The organism is Shouchella xiaoxiensis (genome assembly GCF_016907895.1).
GTDB classification, from domain to species: Bacteria; Bacillota; Bacilli; order Bacillales; family Bacillaceae_D; genus Shouchella; species Shouchella xiaoxiensis.
In genome coordinates, this window is the sequence record NZ_JAFBCV010000014.1 from 47,178 (window position 1) to 64,051 (window position 16,874).

The 16,874-nt window shown below is 40.2% G+C and carries 20 protein-coding genes and 1 pseudogene; 20 read left to right on the forward strand and 1 reads right to left on the reverse strand.

Features of this window, described 5'->3' with window-relative positions; all coding sequences use genetic code 11:
- The first annotated feature begins 13 nt into the window (after window positions 1–13).
- From lgt to JOC54_RS18290, 20 genes are all read left to right on the forward strand, one after another.
- The gene (gene lgt / locus JOC54_RS18195) at window positions 14–838 is read left to right on the forward strand and encodes a prolipoprotein diacylglyceryl transferase (RefSeq protein ID WP_204468072.1); all 825 of its coding nucleotides are present in this window, start codon (window positions 14–16) and stop codon (window positions 836–838) included.
- An 18-nt stretch (window positions 839–856) separates the two neighbouring features.
- Complete coding sequence (locus JOC54_RS18200) at window positions 857–1,816, forward strand: nucleoside recognition domain-containing protein (protein ID WP_204468074.1); 960 nt, start codon at window positions 857–859, stop codon at window positions 1,814–1,816.
- The gene (ppaX, locus tag JOC54_RS18205) at window positions 1,806–2,447 is read left to right on the forward strand and encodes a pyrophosphatase PpaX (protein ID WP_204468076.1); all 642 of its coding nucleotides are present in this window, start codon (window positions 1,806–1,808) and stop codon (window positions 2,445–2,447) included. Before JOC54_RS18200 ends, ppaX begins: the two co-directional genes overlap by 11 nt.
- Window positions 2,444–2,935, forward strand: coding sequence for an acyltransferase (locus tag JOC54_RS18210; protein WP_204468078.1), 492 nt, complete (start codon window positions 2,444–2,446; stop codon window positions 2,933–2,935). The genes ppaX and JOC54_RS18210 overlap by 4 nt, the downstream gene beginning before the upstream one ends.
- Window positions 2,936–3,057: 122 nt before the next feature.
- Window positions 3,058–4,215, forward strand: coding sequence for an ATP phosphoribosyltransferase regulatory subunit (locus tag JOC54_RS18215; RefSeq protein WP_204468080.1), 1,158 nt, complete (start codon window positions 3,058–3,060; stop codon window positions 4,213–4,215).
- 15 nt (window positions 4,216–4,230) lie between these two features.
- On the forward strand, window positions 4,231–4,863 hold the full coding sequence (hisG, locus tag JOC54_RS18220; RefSeq protein ID WP_148298023.1) for an ATP phosphoribosyltransferase: 633 nt from the start codon (window positions 4,231–4,233) through the stop codon (window positions 4,861–4,863).
- Window positions 4,864–6,144, forward strand: coding sequence for a histidinol dehydrogenase (gene hisD, locus JOC54_RS18225; RefSeq protein WP_204468082.1), 1,281 nt, complete (start codon window positions 4,864–4,866; stop codon window positions 6,142–6,144). It begins immediately after the preceding gene.
- On the forward strand, window positions 6,141–6,728 hold the full coding sequence (gene hisB / locus JOC54_RS18230; RefSeq protein WP_035420550.1) for an imidazoleglycerol-phosphate dehydratase HisB: 588 nt from the start codon (window positions 6,141–6,143) through the stop codon (window positions 6,726–6,728). The genes hisD and hisB overlap by 4 nt, the downstream gene beginning before the upstream one ends.
- Window positions 6,728–7,357 carry an imidazole glycerol phosphate synthase subunit HisH gene (hisH, locus tag JOC54_RS18235; protein ID WP_204468085.1) on the forward strand — a complete coding sequence of 210 codons (630 nt, stop codon included), beginning with the start codon at window positions 6,728–6,730 and terminating at the stop codon, window positions 7,355–7,357. Before hisB ends, hisH begins: the two co-directional genes overlap by 1 nt.
- Complete coding sequence (gene hisA / locus JOC54_RS18240) at window positions 7,354–8,082, forward strand: 1-(5-phosphoribosyl)-5-[(5-phosphoribosylamino)methylideneamino]imidazole-4-carboxamide isomerase (protein WP_204468087.1); 729 nt, start codon at window positions 7,354–7,356, stop codon at window positions 8,080–8,082. Before hisH ends, hisA begins: the two co-directional genes overlap by 4 nt.
- Window positions 8,076–8,834, forward strand: coding sequence for an imidazole glycerol phosphate synthase subunit HisF (gene hisF / locus JOC54_RS18245; protein ID WP_204468090.1), 759 nt, complete (start codon window positions 8,076–8,078; stop codon window positions 8,832–8,834). Before hisA ends, hisF begins: the two co-directional genes overlap by 7 nt.
- Entirely contained in the window at window positions 8,831–9,448 is a 618-nt protein-coding gene (hisIE, locus tag JOC54_RS18250; RefSeq protein ID WP_204468092.1) for a bifunctional phosphoribosyl-AMP cyclohydrolase/phosphoribosyl-ATP diphosphatase HisIE, read from the forward strand. Before hisF ends, hisIE begins: the two co-directional genes overlap by 4 nt.
- A 138-nt stretch (window positions 9,449–9,586) precedes the next feature.
- Complete coding sequence (locus JOC54_RS18255) at window positions 9,587–10,666, forward strand: tetratricopeptide repeat protein (RefSeq protein ID WP_204468094.1); 1,080 nt, start codon at window positions 9,587–9,589, stop codon at window positions 10,664–10,666.
- Window positions 10,667–10,743: 77 nt separating this feature from the next.
- Window positions 10,744–11,694 carry a thioredoxin-disulfide reductase gene (trxB, locus tag JOC54_RS18260; protein WP_035420544.1) on the forward strand — a complete coding sequence of 317 codons (951 nt, stop codon included), beginning with the start codon at window positions 10,744–10,746 and terminating at the stop codon, window positions 11,692–11,694.
- Window positions 11,695–11,920: 226 nt separating this feature from the next.
- Window positions 11,921–12,409, forward strand: a complete 489-nt coding sequence (locus tag JOC54_RS18265) for an 8-oxo-dGTP diphosphatase (protein ID WP_204468096.1) — start codon at window positions 11,921–11,923, stop codon at window positions 12,407–12,409.
- Window positions 12,406–13,296, forward strand: coding sequence for an RNase adapter RapZ (rapZ, locus tag JOC54_RS18270; RefSeq protein WP_204468099.1), 891 nt, complete (start codon window positions 12,406–12,408; stop codon window positions 13,294–13,296). The genes JOC54_RS18265 and rapZ overlap by 4 nt, the downstream gene beginning before the upstream one ends.
- On the forward strand, window positions 13,293–14,255 hold the full coding sequence (locus JOC54_RS18275) for a gluconeogenesis factor YvcK family protein (protein WP_204468101.1): 963 nt from the start codon (window positions 13,293–13,295) through the stop codon (window positions 14,253–14,255). The genes rapZ and JOC54_RS18275 overlap by 4 nt, the downstream gene beginning before the upstream one ends.
- 70 nt (window positions 14,256–14,325) lie before the next feature.
- Complete coding sequence (gene whiA / locus JOC54_RS18280) at window positions 14,326–15,285, forward strand: DNA-binding protein WhiA (protein WP_035420540.1); 960 nt, start codon at window positions 14,326–14,328, stop codon at window positions 15,283–15,285.
- Between the two features lie 11 nt (window positions 15,286–15,296).
- Window positions 15,297–15,554 (forward strand): HPr family phosphocarrier protein, encoded by a 258-nt coding sequence (locus tag JOC54_RS18285; protein WP_204468102.1) that lies wholly within the window; start codon window positions 15,297–15,299, stop codon window positions 15,552–15,554.
- Window positions 15,555–15,645: 91 nt separating this feature from the next.
- Window positions 15,646–16,011, forward strand: coding sequence for a DUF4870 domain-containing protein (locus JOC54_RS18290; protein ID WP_054793238.1), 366 nt, complete (start codon window positions 15,646–15,648; stop codon window positions 16,009–16,011).
- Between the two features lie 41 nt (window positions 16,012–16,052).
- Here JOC54_RS18290 and clpP read toward each other — a convergent pair.
- A pseudogene (gene clpP / locus JOC54_RS18295) lies at window positions 16,053–16,646 on the reverse strand (ATP-dependent Clp endopeptidase proteolytic subunit ClpP); the annotation flags it as partial.
- Window positions 16,647–16,874: the final 228 nt, after the last annotated feature.

A 16,874-nucleotide genomic window follows, 5' to 3' on the forward strand; every position in this document is an offset into this window, starting at 1 on the left:
AGAGGGGAAAACCATGGAAGATCAAATTCAACCAATTGGACGTGAATTTATTTCATTAGGACCAATTACAATTTACTGGTATGCCGTTTTAATTTTAATCGGAATTGGGGTAGCCTATCTATGGGTGCGTTATGAGAGTGAAAAGCGGGGCTTGCCTAAAGAAACATTTGCTGACCTGCTTGTTTGGGCTTTGCCTATATCGATTATCTCAGCACGTGTGTATTATGTCATTTTCCGCTGGGATCAGTTTGCGGATAGTCCATTAAGTGTTTTTAACATTCGTGAAGGCGGAATTGCAATCCATGGAGCCTTAATTGGAGCGGTTCTGACTGCGATTATTTTTGCAAGAGTAAAAGGATTGTCTTTCTGGAAAATTGCTGACGTAGCAGCACCAGCCATCTTAATTGGTCAGGCAATCGGTCGCTGGGGAAATTTTGTTAACCAAGAAGTGTATGGAGGAGAAGTCTCTCGAGAATTTCTAGAGGGTTTGTTTTTACCGGAGTGGATCATAAACCAAATGTACATAAATGGCACCTATTATCATCCGACATTTTTATATGAGTCGCTTTGGAGTCTAGTTGGAGTGGTCATCCTAATACTGTTAAGAAAAGCAAACTTGCGCCAAGGTGAACTGTTCTTTAGCTACATGATTTGGTATTCCGTCGGACGCTTCTTTATTGAAGGAATTCGTCTAGACTATTTATTAATTGGTGAAACATTGCGTACAGCACAATTTATATCTCTTGTTTTAATCGCACTTGCAATCATCTTGTGGGTGTACCGGAGAATTGTTGTAAAGCCACCACGTTATTTAGATACGGATGGTAAAAAGCAGTAGAGAGAAAGAAGGGTTTTAATGGGAGTGGTCAAAAGAGGTTTACTATCAGGCTTGGCAACTACTTGGACACTTGGAAAAATTATCTTTCCCGTTACATTGTTTGTTACTTTGCTAGGGTATACGCCAGTACTTGAATGGATTGCAGGACAAATAGCCCCTTTAATGAATCTAATTGGCTTGCCTGGTGAAGCTGCAATCCCCCTTGTTGTTGGGAATGCTCTTAACCTATTTGCTGGGATTGGAGCTATTCTATCACTTGAACTAACGGTAAAAGAAGTTTTTATCCTAGCAATCATGCTTTCTTTTTCGCACAACCTCATTATTGAATCAGCAGTCGCGTCAAAGGTAGGGATTAAAGTAGCCCCCATTATTGCGGTTCGTGTCTTTCTTGCCTTATTTTCAGCGTTTGTGATTCATTTGGTTTGGAGTGGAGGTAGTGAACAAGCGGTTTATGGTTTAGCGTCTTCAGCGACAGCCGGCGCTGAAGCTTCGGGTTGGCTTGCGATAACAATGGTTGGAATTCAAACGGCATTCTGGGGTGTAGTTCAGCTCGCACTTATTGTCATACCGCTGATGTTAATTGTACAGGTAATGAGAGAAAGAGGATGGCTTCAAGTCATTTCAAGATGGCTAACGCCACTAACGAGATTAATTGGTGTTGATCGAAATACATCTGTTACGTTAGCATCAGGCTTAACAATTGGTCTTGCTTATGGCGCCGGGGTCATGATTGAGGCGGTCAAACAGGATCGGGTAAAAAAGAAGGATTTATACATTGTTTTTATTTTTCTCGTTGCCTGTCATGCGGTTGTTGAAGATACGGTTGTTTTTCTCGTTTTAGGTATACCAGTTTGGCCACTACTTGTTATACGTGTTGTCACAGCGCTCTTATTAACGATTGCCATATCACGTATTTGGAATCAGTTGGAGAAGAAAAAAGCTGGAGTTTATAGAAAGGACACGGCATATGAGCATTAATACCATTTTGTTTGATTTAGATGGAACACTAATTGATACAAACGAGCTAATTATTCGCTCGTTTATCCATACACTTGAAGAGGATTATCCAGGTAAATATACAAGAGAAACTGTTCTACCTTTTATTGGTCCTTCCTTATATGAGACGTTTTCAAGCATTAATGCAACGAAAACAGACCAATTCATAACGAAATACAGACAATACAATCATAAACATCACGATGAACTTGTCGTCATTTTTCCTGGCGTTCTAGAAGGCATTAAACAGTTACATGCTCAAGGCTTTAAGCTGGCGATTGTGACAACGAAAATTAGTCAAACTGCATTAATGGGACTTAAGCTTACTGGACTTGATCGTTACTTTGATGTGCTGGTTGGGTTGGACCATGTTCAACATGAAAAGCCGCATCCAGAGCCATTGTTTAAGGCTCTTGAACAACTTCAATCTACTCCTGATAAGACCTTGATGGTTGGAGATAATTCGCATGATATTGAAGCTGGAAAAAATGCAGGGACAAAAACGGCAGCTGTTGGTTGGGCAATTAAAGGGAGATCGTATATAGAGTCTCTAGAACCGGATTACATCTTAGATTCAATGACAGATCTAATTCATATTGTGGAACAATCATGAGTCGGCAAACGGAACGTTATCCTGTTGAAGAAACAAATTCTCTATGGCAACTCTATCGAACGGTTTCTTTTTGGAAGGTTGTCAAAATCTTTATCATTAGCCAATTAGCTCGGGTTTCTCCTTCACTATCATTCAAGAACTGGCTTTACAGAACGTTTTTGCGAATGAAAGTGGGAGATCATACCGCATTTGCTTTGATGGTCATGGTTGATGCGATGTTCCCAGAACGAATAACGGTTGGTTCTAATACCATCATCGGCTACAATACAACGATACTGGCACATGAATATTTAATTAAAGAATACCGTCTAGGGGATGTGAACATCGGCAGTCATGTTATGATTGGTGCGAATTGTACCATCCTCCCTGGTGTGACAATTGGTGACTATGCCATTATTGGCGCAGGAACCGTTGTACATAAAAATGTTGCTCCAGGGACGTTTGTCGCTGGTAATCCCATGCAACTCATTCGAGACCGCTCTCAATAGCCAGGGCGGTCTTTTTAGATGTTGACTTTTTAGCGTGTAAAATGTAAACTATTAAAAAACTTTACTTCGTTAGTGATTTAGCGAAATAAAGCGTCGGTATATAGTGTGAAGGAGAGTTTACTATGGCACAACCATTTACATTTGAAAAACCAATTGGAATGAGAGATGTAACACCTCAAGCATTTCAGCATAAAAACCAAGCAGCTAATCGCTTTTTAAACGTAGTGAAACAGTGGGGCTATGACCAAGTACAGACTCCCGCTTTAGAATATTTTGAAACGGTAGGACGGGCATCAGCCATTGCGGATAAGCAATTATTTAAATTAATTGATTTTAATGGTCAAACTTTGGTACTTAGACCTGATATGACCGCTCCTATCGCTCGGCTTGTCTCTTCGACAATGAAACAAGTCCCTTATCCCATTAGGCTGTCCTATTATTCTAGCTTATACCGTGCGCAGCAAGTAGAAGGGGGTAAGCCAGCTGAGTTTGATCAAGTTGGTGTTGAATTAATTGGGGATGCATCAGGGAGCAGTGATGAGGAAGTACTTGTCCTGTTGCAAGAGGCGCTCATTGAGACAGGGTTAACAAATTTTCAAGTAGCAATTGGACATATTCATTTTTTAAATAGCGTGTTTAAAGAGATTCTCTCATCTGAAGAAGATGCGGAAGCATTGCGACGTTATCTTTACGAAAAAAATGATGTTGGATTTCGGGAGTTCGTCTTATCGTTAGAACTAACCCCAGCAGATCGAGATCGTTTATTTATGTTAACGGAGTTACGAGGCGGTGTTGCCGTTTTGGATCAAGCCGCTGAGCTTGTTTATTCACAAGAGGGAAAGCAATCCGTTAATGAATTAAGGAGATTATGGCAAGTGTTAATTGATGAAGGGCTAGATACTCATTCGATTATCGATTTAAGCGTTGTTCTCCATATGGAATATTATACAGGCTGCGTCTTTGAAATCTATCATGAAAAGACGGCTCAACCAATAGGCAGTGGTGGTCGATACGATGGATTATTAGAGAATTTTGGCAGGAGAGGCTCTGCAACGGGATTTGGTGTGCGCGTCGATTTATTAGCAGAGGCTTTAAATGGTCTCGTCCTAAATAAAAAAATGTGTATCGTATTTGATTCAGTGCGGCGAAAAGAGGCATATGATCGTGCTAAAGAACTGAGAAGCGAAGGAACGTACGTTGTACTTCAAAACAAGAACGGTATGAACAACCTTGAGGAGTTAGATGGATCATTTACCCAGGTTGAGACGATGTGTGAATAGATAGGAGAAATGGGAATGAATACATTAACAATGGCAATGCCGAAGGGAAGGATTTTTAAAGAAGCCGTCCTATTATTGAGAAAAGCGGGGTATAACCTGCCTGACCAATTTGAAGACTCTAGAAAATTGATTATCGATGTTCCAAATGAAAAGTTGAGATTCATTTTAGCAAAACCAATGGATGTACCGACTTATGTTGAGCATGGTGTTGCCGATGTCGGTGTAGCAGGAAAGGATGTTTTGCTAGAAGAAAAAAGGGATGTCCATGAGGTGCTTGATTTAAAAATTAGCGCATGTCATATGGCTGTAGCAGGGTTACCGGGCTATCAAAGAGGCGAATTAAATCCAAAAGTTGCGACAAAATATCCAAATCTAGCAAGTCAATACTTCAAAGAACAAGGAGAACAAGTTGAGATTATTAAGCTAAATGGTTCAATCGAGCTGGCACCAATTATGAATCTCGCAAAGCGAATTGTGGATATTGTATCAACAGGTCAAACATTAAAAGACAATGGCCTTGTTGAATTGGAGAGAATGGAATCAATTACGTCACGTTTTATTGTGAACGCGGCAAGTTACAGAATTAAGTCGGGCGAGATCAAAACGATGATTAATTGTCTCAAAGTGGCGCTAGGAGAGGATGCATAAATGAGAATTGAGTATGTAAAGCAGGAAGATCAACTCTCTTTAAAACGAAGTGGATTACTTGGAACATCTGAACAAATTGAGACAGTTCATCAAATCATTAATGAAGTAAAATTAGAAGGGGATCGAGCCTTATTTCGCTTTACAGAAACCTTTGATGGTGTGCAATTAAATCAATTGCTTGTTTCTGAGGAAGAAAGGTTAAATGCGTACAATGCTGTTGATGAAGAAGTGTTAATTGCAATTAAACAAGCAATACATCAAATCAGGAAGTACCACGAACTACAAAAGATCACATCCTGGTTTCAAGCAGAAACAAATGGGACAATTGTTGGTCAACAAGTAACTCCACTAGACTCTGTCGGCATCTATGTCCCCGGAGGAAAAGCAGCTTATCCTACTTCTGTGTTAATGAACGTGATCCCAGCTCAAGTAGCAGGAGTGAAGCATATTTCCATCACATCTCCACCAAATAAAGAAGGGTACATTCCGCCTGGCGTTTTGGTAGCGGCCAATGAACTTGGGATTGAAAAGATATACAAAACTGGTGGCGCACAAGCAATTGCAGCGTTGGCATATGGAACAGAGACGATAGAGCCGGTCGATAAAATTACCGGACCCGGTAACCAATTTGTTGCGTTAGCCAAACAAGCGGTTTTTGGAGATGTAGCCATTGATATGATAGCCGGTCCTAGCGAGATCTGTGTTCTAGCTGACCAAACAGCAAATCCGAGTTATGTAGCTGCTGATCTTCTTTCACAGGCTGAACATGATGAACAGGCCTCTGCCATTTTAGTTACAAATTCAAATGAACTAGCTGAAGCAGTAAAAACGGAAGTGGATCGGCAGTTAGTCAACCTACCAAAACAGGACATTGCAAATGCCGCTATCCAGTCTTTTGGTGTTATTTACGTTACGCCTACGATAGAAGTGGCTATTCATGCCGTTAACCAACTCGCTCCTGAACACTTAGAGATTATGACAAATGAACCAATGGAATTGTTAGGTAAAATAAAACATGCTGGTGCAATCTTCATCGGTCCATACAGCTCTGAACCAGTCGGGGATTATTTTGCAGGTCCGAGTCATGTCTTACCTACTAATGGGACGGCCCGCTTTTCGAGTCCGTTATCTGTTGATGATTTTGTGAAAAAATCGAGTGTAATAGCGTACAGTAAAGAAGCGTTAAAAGAAAACGGAAAATCGATCACCGCACTGGCTCGATTAGAAGGATTAGAGGCTCATGCCAGAGCAATTGATATTCGCTTGGAGGATTTAAAATGAGTAGAGCTGCGACAATGAATAGAAAAACGAATGAAACGGATATTCAACTTTCAATTGAACTTGAAGGAGAGGGAAATGCAAATCTGGATTTAGGTGTACCTTTTTTAGAACATATGCTTGATCTTTTTGCCAAACACGGGCAATTTGATCTTGATATCAAGGCAGAGGGTGATATTGACATTGATGATCATCACACAACAGAGGATATTGGTATTTGTTTAGGTGAAGCAGTTAAAAGCGCCCTTGGCGAAAAACACGGTATCAAGCGGTATGGGAATGCATTTGTACCGATGGACGAGACGTTAGCGCAAGTCGTTATTGATTTAAGTAATCGTCCCCACTTGGAATTTAGGGCGTCATTCCCTAGTGAAAAAGTTGGCACGTTTGATACTGAACTCGTACATGAATTTTTTTGGAAACTAGCATTAGAAGCTCGTATGAATCTTCATATCATCGTACATTACGGACAAAACACACATCATATCATAGAAGCAATTTTTAAGGCATTTGCACGAGCGTTGAACGAAGCGACAACAATTGATCCGGGAATTAAAGGTGTACTGTCTACAAAGGGGAAACTGTAATGATTGGCATTATCGATTATGACATGGGCAATTTGTATTCTGTGTCAAAGGCGTTAGAAAGACTTGAAATTCCGTACTTTATTAGTAAGAACATCGATGAATTAATGGAAGCAGATGCCTACATTTTACCCGGAGTAGGTGCTTTCCCGGATGCAATGAAGACGTTGCAAGAAACGGGTTTACAAGCATTTTTAGACACAAAAGTTTACCAAAAAAAACCCTTGCTTGGCATTTGCTTAGGCATGCAGCTTCTGTTTGAATCGAGTGAAGAATACGGTCAGACAAGGGGATTAGCGTATCTACCGGGGACGGTAGAACGCTTTTCCGGGAACACGCTAAACGGAGATGCATATAAGGTGCCACATATGGGATGGAATGAATTAGTTGTAAAAAAGAAAGCACCTATCATTCAGCTTTTTACTAACGGGCATGTCTATTTCGTTCATTCGTACGTGGTACGAACCGATTCGTCCGTTGTTGTTGCAGAGAGTAATTACCATCAAGCTGTTCCTGCGATCGTCCAAGAAGGGATGATTTATGGGATGCAATTTCATCCAGAAAAAAGTGGTGATGTTGGTATGAACTTGTTAAAACAGTATGGACAGCTAGTAAAGGAGCGTAAAGTATGACTTTTACACTATATCCTGCAATCGATGTCTTAAACGGGAAATGTGTCCGTCTTGAGCAAGGAAACTATGATAAAGAAACGGTTTACGGGGATTCCCCAACAGAAATGGCCCGCACGTTTGCTGATGATGGCGCAAAATGGATTCATATCGTTGATTTAGACGGAGCAAAAGCAAAACGTCCGATTAACCAGCAAGAAATCATTCGTGCTGTTCAACAAGTGGAAGTTCCCGTGCAAGTGGGTGGCGGCATTCGAACGGAAGCTGATATTCAGCTTTACCTTGATGCCGGAGTAGCGCGAGTGGTTTTAGGAAGTGTTGCCGTCAATAATCCAGAGTTCACAAAAGAGATGCTAGAAAAGTATAACGAGAAAATAGCAATCGGAATTGATGCTAAAAAAGGTTTCGTTGCAACAGAAGGTTGGCTTGAAACATCCCAGGTTTCTGCTGAAAGACTCGCCCAAGAAATGAGCCAGTTTGGCGCAGAGGTCTTTATATTCACGGATATTTCTCGTGACGGGATGTTAACCGGTCCTAATATTGAGGCATGCGAGCAACTGTCTCGTGTTGCAGGTGTCGAAGTTATTGCTTCCGGCGGAGTCAGTCAACTAGGAGACATTGTCCAGTTAGCTGAATCACATGTAAGTGGAGCGATTGTGGGAAAAGCTTTATATGAAAAGCGCTTTACGCTTAAAGAAGCACTAACGGTAGGGAGCTCGTCATGTTAACAAAGCGTATTATTCCGTGTTTAGACGTAAAGGAAGGACGAGTTGTAAAAGGAACGCAATTCCTATCGTTAAAAGATGCTGGAGATCCGCTCGAACTAGCGTTGTTTTATAATGAACAAGGAGCAGACGAACTTGTTTTTCTTGATATTTCCGCCTCACATGAGGGGCGCGAGATTATAGTCGATGTTGTCAAAGAAGTTGCAGGATCATTGGCAATTCCGTTTACAGTTGGTGGAGGTATTTATTCAATTGAAGACATCCGCCGAATATTACGTGCTGGTGCGGATAAAGTGTCCATGAACACCGCTGCATTAATGAGACCAGACTTTATTAAAGAGAGTGCTCGGGTATTTGGTTCTCAATGCATCGTTGTCGCGATCGATGCTAAATATGATCCAGTTCGAAACGATTGGCGAGTCTACACGCATGGTGGTAGAAAAGAAACAAGCTGGAGTGCTGTGGACTGGGCGAGAGAAGCAGAGCGTCTAGGCGCGGGTGAATTGCTCGTTACGAGCATGGATCATGATGGAGAGAAAAAAGGGTTTAATATTCCTTTGTTAAAAGCAATTGATGAAGTTATTTCAATCCCGGTTATTGCTTCCGGTGGTGCCGGTGCAACGCATCATTTTACAGAGGCATTTAATGAAGGAAAAGCCGATGCTGCATTAGCCGCCTCGATTTTTCATTACAAAGAAACAAGTATTGAGGAAGTAAAGTATGATGTGAAAGAAAAAGGGGGGCTAGTTCGTTGATTGATGTCACTTATAACGCAGATGGTTTAATTCCTGTTATTGTCCAAGATGTAACAACTAAAGCGGTATTAACGCTCGCATACATGAACGAAACGGCGCTAAATAAAACGATTGAGACGAAACAAACATGGTTTTACAGTCGCTCTAGAAATGAGCTATGGCATAAGGGTGAAACATCTGGGAATGTTCAAGATGTAGTTGAGATAATGTACGACTGTGACCAAGATGCACTTCTCGTTTATGTTCATCCACATGGTCCGGCTTGCCATACTGGGAGTATTAGCTGCTTTTCTCAATCCCTTCTCGAAGCAGGAAATCAGTTGGCTAGCAGCCCTTACGCAGTTTTAAGCAATTTAGAGGCACGCATAGCCAATCGAAAAAAAGCAATGCCTGAAGGGGCATATACGACCTATTTATTTTCAGAAGGGTTGGACAAGATCCTAAAAAAAGTCGGAGAAGAAGCAAGTGAAGTCATTATCGCTGCAAAAAATAGAGATCAAGATGAATTAAGTTCAGAAACGGCTGATTTGCTCTACCATTTGCTGGTTCTCCTGCAGGAACAAGAAACGCCGCTTGAATTAATTTTGCAAAAACTATCAGATCGACAAAAATAATGGGTTGTAGGATGGAAGTCAATGTGCAGGCATTGGCTTTTTTCTTTTTTCTAGAAATTTTGCAGTGGGCCTTACAGTAGAGATGCTTTAGTGTATACTTGAGCTGAGAGATTTGAGAGCTTGGAGGGACAAGCGTTTATGAAAGAAGAGCAAGACCGGAAACGGGGCGCAAAAACGGTCATTCCGTTTTATCAAAGTGGCGACTATTTTTTTCATAGAGGTCTACATGCGTTTCATAATAAACATTTAGATCGAGCTGCCAAATTATTTGAACGAGCAGTGAAATTAACTGCCTCGGAACCTGTGTTTAAAATACAGCTAGCAGCTGTCTTAACGGAGCTCGGTGAGTATATTCGTTCGAATGAATTGTTGCATCAGGTGTTGGATGAACATCAAGAAAAGCAACCTGTCTGTTACTTTTTTATTGCTAATAATGAAGTTTATTTAGGACAATTTTATCAAGCGGAGAAGCATGTTCGTCTATATATGGAAAAAGATCCTCAAGGACAGTTCATGGAAGAAGCGAAAGAGTTACTTGAGCTTTTTGAAGATGAAGCGTTGTTTGACGAAGATAAAGAACAAACGGAACAGTTGCTAACGGAGCATGAACAGGCTCGAAGTTGGTTAAGGAATGGAGACCCAGAAGCGGCTGTACCTTTATTAGAATCAATTATAAAAAATCATCCTTCTTTTTGGGCTGCGCAAACCCATCTAGCCGAAGCAATGTTTCGTTTGGGAAATGAAGACGCTGCTTTTGATTATTGTCATGCTGTGTTAGATCATGATAAAGGAAACCTACTTGCTTTATGTAATTTGGCATTATTTTATCAGGCCAAGGGGCATACTAATCAAGTCGAACACTTGCGAGAACAATTAGTGAAGATTATTCCTATAAATTCAGATCACATGATTCGTTTAACGGAAGTATTATGTGTATTAGGTGCTTACAAAGATGTGGCTTCAAGAAAATGGCTTAGTTTTCAATCAACCGATAAAGATCTATTAAGGTGCTTTGGTGTTGCATTTTTTCATCAAGGAGATACACATTTAGGATTATCGTATTTAAAACAAGCTAGTCAGCAAAAAGATGCTGAAGCGGAACGGTTGATGCAATTAATCAATCAAGGGCAACCTGAGCAAATTGCATTTTCTTTATTTACAATGGAGCGCCCTTTGAGCAGAACAGTAGACAAAGAGCCGGACTGTCCGCTACGATAAAATAGAAAAAACGTCTCTAATAGGAAATTAGAGACTGTATAGACTTGAAATGACTGCGTTAATAAGGAGTGCAGAGAATGTCTGAAGAAATGATTTATGATGTAATAATAGCTGGAGCGGGACCTGCGGGCATGACGGCTGCAGTGTATACGTCGCGAGCAAATTTAAATACACTGATGCTAGAAAGAGGTATGCCAGGTGGTCAGATGGCTAACACGGAGGAAGTTGAAAACTATCCTGGGTTTGATCATATTCTAGGGCCTGACTTATCAAACAAAATGTTTGAGCATGCCAAAAAATTTGGCGCTGTTTATGCGTATGGCGACATTAAAGAGATTATTGATGAAGGTGAAACAAAACGCGTGATCGCTGGTTCAAAAGAATACAGAACGAAAGCTATTATTGTTTCTACTGGAGCAGAATATAAAAAGCTAGGTATTCCAGGAGAGCAGGAGCTAGGCGGACGCGGAGTTTCTTATTGTGCCGTATGTGATGGAGCTTTCTTTAAACAAAAAGAGCTTGTTGTTGTTGGAGGAGGAGACTCAGCTGTTGAAGAAGCTGTTTATCTGACACGATTTGCTTCGAAAGTGACAATTGTACACAGAAGAGACCAGTTAAGAGCACAGAAAATTTTGCAAGATCGTGCGTTCGCAAATGACAAGATTAATTTTGTGTGGAACAAAGTTGCGACCGAAATTAATGAAAAAGACGGCAAAGTCGGCGGTATTACGCTCGAAGATACTCAAACAGGAGAAACCTCTACAATGAGTGCAGATGGCGTATTTGTATACATTGGTATGCTGCCATTAAACGAGAGTGTGCGTAACTTACAAATAACAAATCAAGAAGGTTATATCGAAACAAATGAAGAGATGGAAACAAAAGTTGCAGGTGTTTTCGCCGCAGGTGATGTAAGAGAAAAATCACTTCGTCAAATCGTGACGGCTACAGGTGACGGATCAATTGCCGCACAAAACGTACAGCACTATCTTGAAAAATTGGAAGACAGTAAAAAAGCGGTGCAATAACCGTCATCATTTTTTAAAGATGCTGTAACCAATTTGCAACAGCTTATGGTTTATAATAAGTATTGTAATTGACCCCCTTTTTAATAGAGTAAGACCTTTGGACGCAGAGAACTTCTGCGTCCCTTTTTTTGTTTTATGTATGTAGTCAGACAGAAAAAGAGGCAAACGTTGTAGCCTAACACATTTACTTGTATACTATAGAATTAGATACGTGAGGTGATTAGACTTGCAACGAATAACAAATTGTATTTTAGCAACAGAAAGTCAATGCCTTATGTTACAAAAGCCTAGTCGTGGTTGGTGGGTAGCTCCTGGAGGTAAAATGGAGCCTACGGAAACCATAAAAGAAGCAGCGATTCGAGAATTTAATGAAGAAACAGGCTTACGTTTAATTGACCCTGTTTTACGAGCTGTGACGACAATGGTTATTGTTGATAAAGATCATCAGCTAATGAATGAGTGGATGATGTTTACCTTTAAGGCTTCCCAATTTAGCGGGACGATGTTTACAAAGTCACCAGAAGGAAAGTTAGTTTGGCAGGAACGTCATGCGCATGAACAATTGCCAATGGCTGAGGGCGATCATCTATTGTTTCGTCATGCCTTGTCTAGCGACGATATTCTTTACGGGACTTTTTACTATACAGAAGATTATCAACTAGTTAACTACCGGCTTGATTCAAAGTCAACGGACGGGAAGGTGGAGACTGAATGAAGCAAGCGGACGTCGAAATTGTCATTATAACCGGAATGTCAGGTGCTGGTAAGACTGTTGCAGTGCAGAGCTTTGAAGATCTTGGATTTTACTGTGTTGATAATTTGCCACCGGCGCTTTTACCTAAATTCATTGAATTGATTGAGGGCGGGGTCGATAAAGTCACTAAAGTTGCTTTAGTAATGGACTTACGTGGGCAATCGTTCTTTGATGAATTGTTTAAAGCAATTGATGAATTAAATGAAACGCCGGTTAATCGGTTAAAAGTACAAATTTTGTTTCTCGACTCAAAAGATGCAAAGCTTGTTCAACGTTATAAAGAAACAAGGAGAACACACCCTTTAGCAAAAGGTGGTTTACCACTTGATGGCATTCAACGGGAGCGTCAGCTGTTGGAAGATATGAAAGGGAGAGCACAGCAGATTATTGATACAACTGATTTAAAACCGGTTCAATTGCGAACGAAGATTATGCAGCGCTTTGCTTCAAGCGATCGCCAAGCTTTCACGGTTCATTTTGTCTCTTTTGGCTTTAAATACGGCATTCCAATTGATGCGGATCTCGTCTTTGATGTACGTTTTTTACCAAATCCCCACTATATAGAAGATTTAAAGCCGAAAACTGGTTTACAGTCTGAGGTTTCTTCTTATGTATTAAAATGGAAGGAAACAAACCAGTTAATTGAGAAGCTGATTGATTTGTTTGAATTTAGTTTGCCACATTATAAAAGAGAAGGAAAAAGCCAGGTTGTTATCGGTATTGGCTGTACGGGTGGACAACATCGTTCAGTAACATTAGCTGAGTATTTAGCGACTCACTTTTCAAAAAGCTATGACGCCCATGCGAGTCATCGTGATATTGACAAACGAAAGGCCATTCAGTCATGAGGAAAAAAGTGGTTGTAATTGGTGGCGGAACTGGTTTATCCGTGATCTTAAGAGGGCTAAAAACGTTTCCAATCGACATCACGGCCATCGTAACGGTAGCTGATGATGGGGGAAGTTCAGGTATTCTAAGAAAAGAACTTGATATTCCTCCTCCTGGTGATGTACGAAATGTCTTAGTAGCTCTAGCTGAGGTCGAACCACTTGTTGAAGAGTTGTTTCAGCATCGATTTGCAAGTGGTGATGGACTAAACGGGCACTCTTTAGGAAATCTATTATTAGCTGGAATGACTTCAATAACCGGAGATTTCCAACAAGGCATCGCTACAATTAGTCGGGTCCTCAATGTTCGTGGACGAGTGCTGCCTTCTGCAAACGCTAGTATTATTTTACATGCGGAGATGGAAGACGGCACACATGTTTCAGGCGAATCACAAATCCCACTTGCCAAAAATAAAATTAAGCGTGTTTATTTAACACCGTCTGATATTTCACCGTTACCTGAAACATTAAAAGCACTTGCTGAAGCGGATTTAATTGTGCTTGGTCCAGGATCACTTTATACGAGTATATTACCAAACTTACTCGTTCCAGGTATTGTTGAGGCAATCCATGCTTCGTCAGCAAGTAAAGCGTATATATGTAACGTCATGACGCAAATGGGTGAAACGGATGGATATAGCGCGTCGGATCACCTACAAGCACTGGTGTCACATTGTGGACCACATATTGTGCAAACGGTTTTAGTAAACGGAGAGCCCATTTCAGCCGATGTGTTGGATCGCTATCAGCTTGAACAAGCGAAACAAGTTGTTGTTGATAAACAAAGATTAGAAAGCATGGGTATATCGGTCATTGAGGATCGATTTGTGTTAGAATCAGGTCAGAAGTTACGACATGATGCTATGAAGGTATCGGAAGCACTAATGGATTTGATCGTTGAAAAAGTGCAAGGTATCTAAGGAACAGAGTTATTGCTAGGGTGGCATACGTTTGCAGTAAGCTACCCTTTTAATAGAGAGGGTGAGGGGCGTGTCTTTTGCAGCAAACGCCAAAAAAGAATTAACACAGCTTGAAATTACGCCATGTTGTTCAAAAGCTGAACTATCTGCATTAATTCGAATGAACGGTTCGTTGGCTCTCAATAATCAACAAATCAGTCTTGATGTATCGACTGAGAATGCAGCGATTGCAAGACGTATTTATACATTGATAAAATATGTGTATCCAACCATTCATATTGAGCTATTGGTTCGAAAAAAAATGAGACTAAAAAAGAATAATGTGTACCTCGTCCGTATTTCGAAAGATGCTAGGACATTGTTGAAAGATTTGGCGATTCTTGATGATCCATTTCAATTTATTCGCTCCATTTCACCTGAAATGATTAAAAAACCTTGTTGTAAGCGTGCTTATTTAAGAGGAGCTTTTTTAGCAGGCGGTTCAATTAATCATCCTGAAACATCCTCCTACCACTTAGAGATTTTTTCGCTTTATGAGGAACATAATCAAGCAATATGTGAATTAATGAACGAATTCTCGCTTTCTGCTAAAACATTAGAACGCAAAAAAGGATTTATCACTTATTTAAAAGAAAGTGAGAAGATAACAGAATTTCTTAATATAATCGGTGCACATCAAGCATTGCTTTATTTTGAAGACGTGCGCATTTTAAAGGATATGAGAAACTCTGTTAATCGTCTTGTTAATTGTGAAACGGCTAATTTGAACAAGACGGTTGGAGCAGCATTGCGACAAGTAGAGAATATTCGCTATATCGAAAAAGAAATAGGACTGGAACAATTGCCACCTAAGTTAATGGAGGTAGCAATATTACGTGTAAACCATCAAGATGTTACCTTAAAAGAGCTAGGTGAAATGATGACAGGAGCGAAAGTAAGCAAATCGGGAATCAATCACCGTTTGAGAAAAATTGATGAGTTTGCGGACAAGCTACGTAATGGAACATACGATCAAAAACAAACCAAATAGGGGGATTAAAAATGGCGCAAAAAGAAATTACGATACAGTTAAAAACAGGTCTTCAAGCACGCCCAGCAGCGTTATTCGTTCAAGAAGCAAATCGATTTGCTTCCGAGGTCTATATTATAAAAGATCATTCAAAAGTAAATGCCAAAAGCATTATGGGGCTTATGAGCCTAGCCTTGGGCAAAGGAACGGTTATCACATTGCAAACAGAAGGTCATGATGAGGAAGAGGCACTCGAAACGCTTGTTGCTTATGTACAAAATGAAAATTGATGATTAAAACATAGTAGAGATACTATGTTTTTTTGAAACGTAAGTTCGGTTTGAACCGTATAGATAGATGTAAGCTGGAGGAGGTTATCTCATGAGAAAAGAGTACGATGAAGACATTATAGATTATCGTGAAGAAAATGAGCCGGATGGGCGAGCGATTGCAATGCTTATCTATTTATTAAGCTTCTTTGCTCCAATTCTTGCCCCACTCTTAATTTGGCTGCTTGCCAAAAAAGAGTATGAGTTTGTTGACTTTCATGGTAAGCAGTATTTTAACTTTCTTATTTCCTACACCATCTATACATTCGCTTCATCAATACTAGTAATTGTGGGCATTGGCTTTATCCTTGTGCCAATTGTATCGATTATGATGATTGTTTTTACCATTATCGGTGCAGTGAAAAGTTACAGCGGTGAAGAGTATGTCATACCACTTACTATACGCTTTTTAGGATAATAAAAAGCCGTTATGATTTCTCATAACGGCTTTACTTATGCTTATTTAGAAGATGTTTCGAATACTTTATCAATCAAACCATATTCTTTTGCTTCTTCAGCAGACATAAACTTATCACGATCTGTATCTTTGGCAACGCGATCGTAAGGTTGACCTGAACGTTCTGCCATGATTTCGTTTAATTTTTGACGCATTTCAATGATACGACGGGCGTGAATTTCCATATCCGATGCTTGACCTTGCATGCCACCAAGAGGTTGGTGAATCATCACTTCACTGTTAGGTAATGCCATGCGCTTGCCTTTTGCACCGGCAGTTAGAAGGAATGCTCCCATTGAAGCTGCCATACCAATACAAATTGTAGATACATCCGGTTTAATAAACTGCATCGTGTCATAAATCGCCATGCCGGCTGTTATGGATCCACCTGGGGAATTAATATAAAGTGAGATATCTTTCTCTGGATCTTCTGCTTGAAGGAAAAGAAGTTGGGCAACAATTGAATTTGCAACGTTATCATCAATTCCACTTCCGAGCATAATGATTCGGTCTTTTAACAGACGAGAATAAATGTCATAGGCACGTTCGCCACGATTCGTTTGTTCAATTACTGTAGGAATTAAGTTCACAGGGGATTCCTCCTCAGATTTGTTTGATTAGCTTAAGAAACTATGTAGTCATCATACTTGAAAGGTCAACAAAGGTCAAACTTAACGCTTTACTTTGCAAGCTTTCTGCTATAAGTATTCAGGATATCAGTCAAAAAGCCCTGCTTTCATGATAGCCTAATTTAATTTGTTGTAAACCTAATTGCATCGAGCTAATATAGTATAAGAGAAAACTTTTTTAGTAAACGCTTACAT

Bases quoted from the DNA above. Each gene is read 5' to 3' on its own strand.
- hisD (WP_204468082.1), top strand. From the start codon at position 4,864: ATGAGAATTGAGTATGTAAAGCAGGAAGATCAACTCTCTTTAAAACGA.
- JOC54_RS18275 (WP_204468101.1), top strand. From the start codon at position 13,293: ATGAGGAAAAAAGTGGTTGTAATTGGTGGCGGAACTGGTTTATCCGTG.
- JOC54_RS18255 (WP_204468094.1), top strand. From the start codon at position 9,587: ATGAAAGAAGAGCAAGACCGGAAACGGGGCGCAAAAACGGTCATTCCG.
- hisG (WP_148298023.1), top strand. From the start codon at position 4,231: ATGAATACATTAACAATGGCAATGCCGAAGGGAAGGATTTTTAAAGAA.
- rapZ (WP_204468099.1), top strand. From the start codon at position 12,406: ATGAAGCAAGCGGACGTCGAAATTGTCATTATAACCGGAATGTCAGGT.
- hisB (WP_035420550.1), top strand. From the start codon at position 6,141: ATGAGTAGAGCTGCGACAATGAATAGAAAAACGAATGAAACGGATATT.
- JOC54_RS18290 (WP_054793238.1), top strand. From the start codon at position 15,646: ATGAGAAAAGAGTACGATGAAGACATTATAGATTATCGTGAAGAAAAT.
- hisA (WP_204468087.1), top strand. From the start codon at position 7,354: ATGACTTTTACACTATATCCTGCAATCGATGTCTTAAACGGGAAATGT.
- hisH (WP_204468085.1), top strand. From the start codon at position 6,728: ATGATTGGCATTATCGATTATGACATGGGCAATTTGTATTCTGTGTCA.
- ppaX (WP_204468076.1), top strand. From the start codon at position 1,806: ATGAGCATTAATACCATTTTGTTTGATTTAGATGGAACACTAATTGAT.
- JOC54_RS18285 (WP_204468102.1), top strand. From the start codon at position 15,297: ATGGCGCAAAAAGAAATTACGATACAGTTAAAAACAGGTCTTCAAGCA.
- JOC54_RS18215 (WP_204468080.1), top strand. From the start codon at position 3,058: ATGGCACAACCATTTACATTTGAAAAACCAATTGGAATGAGAGATGTA.
- trxB (WP_035420544.1), top strand. From the start codon at position 10,744: ATGTCTGAAGAAATGATTTATGATGTAATAATAGCTGGAGCGGGACCT.
- hisF (WP_204468090.1), top strand. From the start codon at position 8,076: ATGTTAACAAAGCGTATTATTCCGTGTTTAGACGTAAAGGAAGGACGA.
- JOC54_RS18200 (WP_204468074.1), top strand. From the start codon at position 857: ATGGGAGTGGTCAAAAGAGGTTTACTATCAGGCTTGGCAACTACTTGG.
- JOC54_RS18210 (WP_204468078.1), top strand. From the start codon at position 2,444: ATGAGTCGGCAAACGGAACGTTATCCTGTTGAAGAAACAAATTCTCTA.
- lgt (WP_204468072.1), top strand. From the start codon at position 14: ATGGAAGATCAAATTCAACCAATTGGACGTGAATTTATTTCATTAGGA.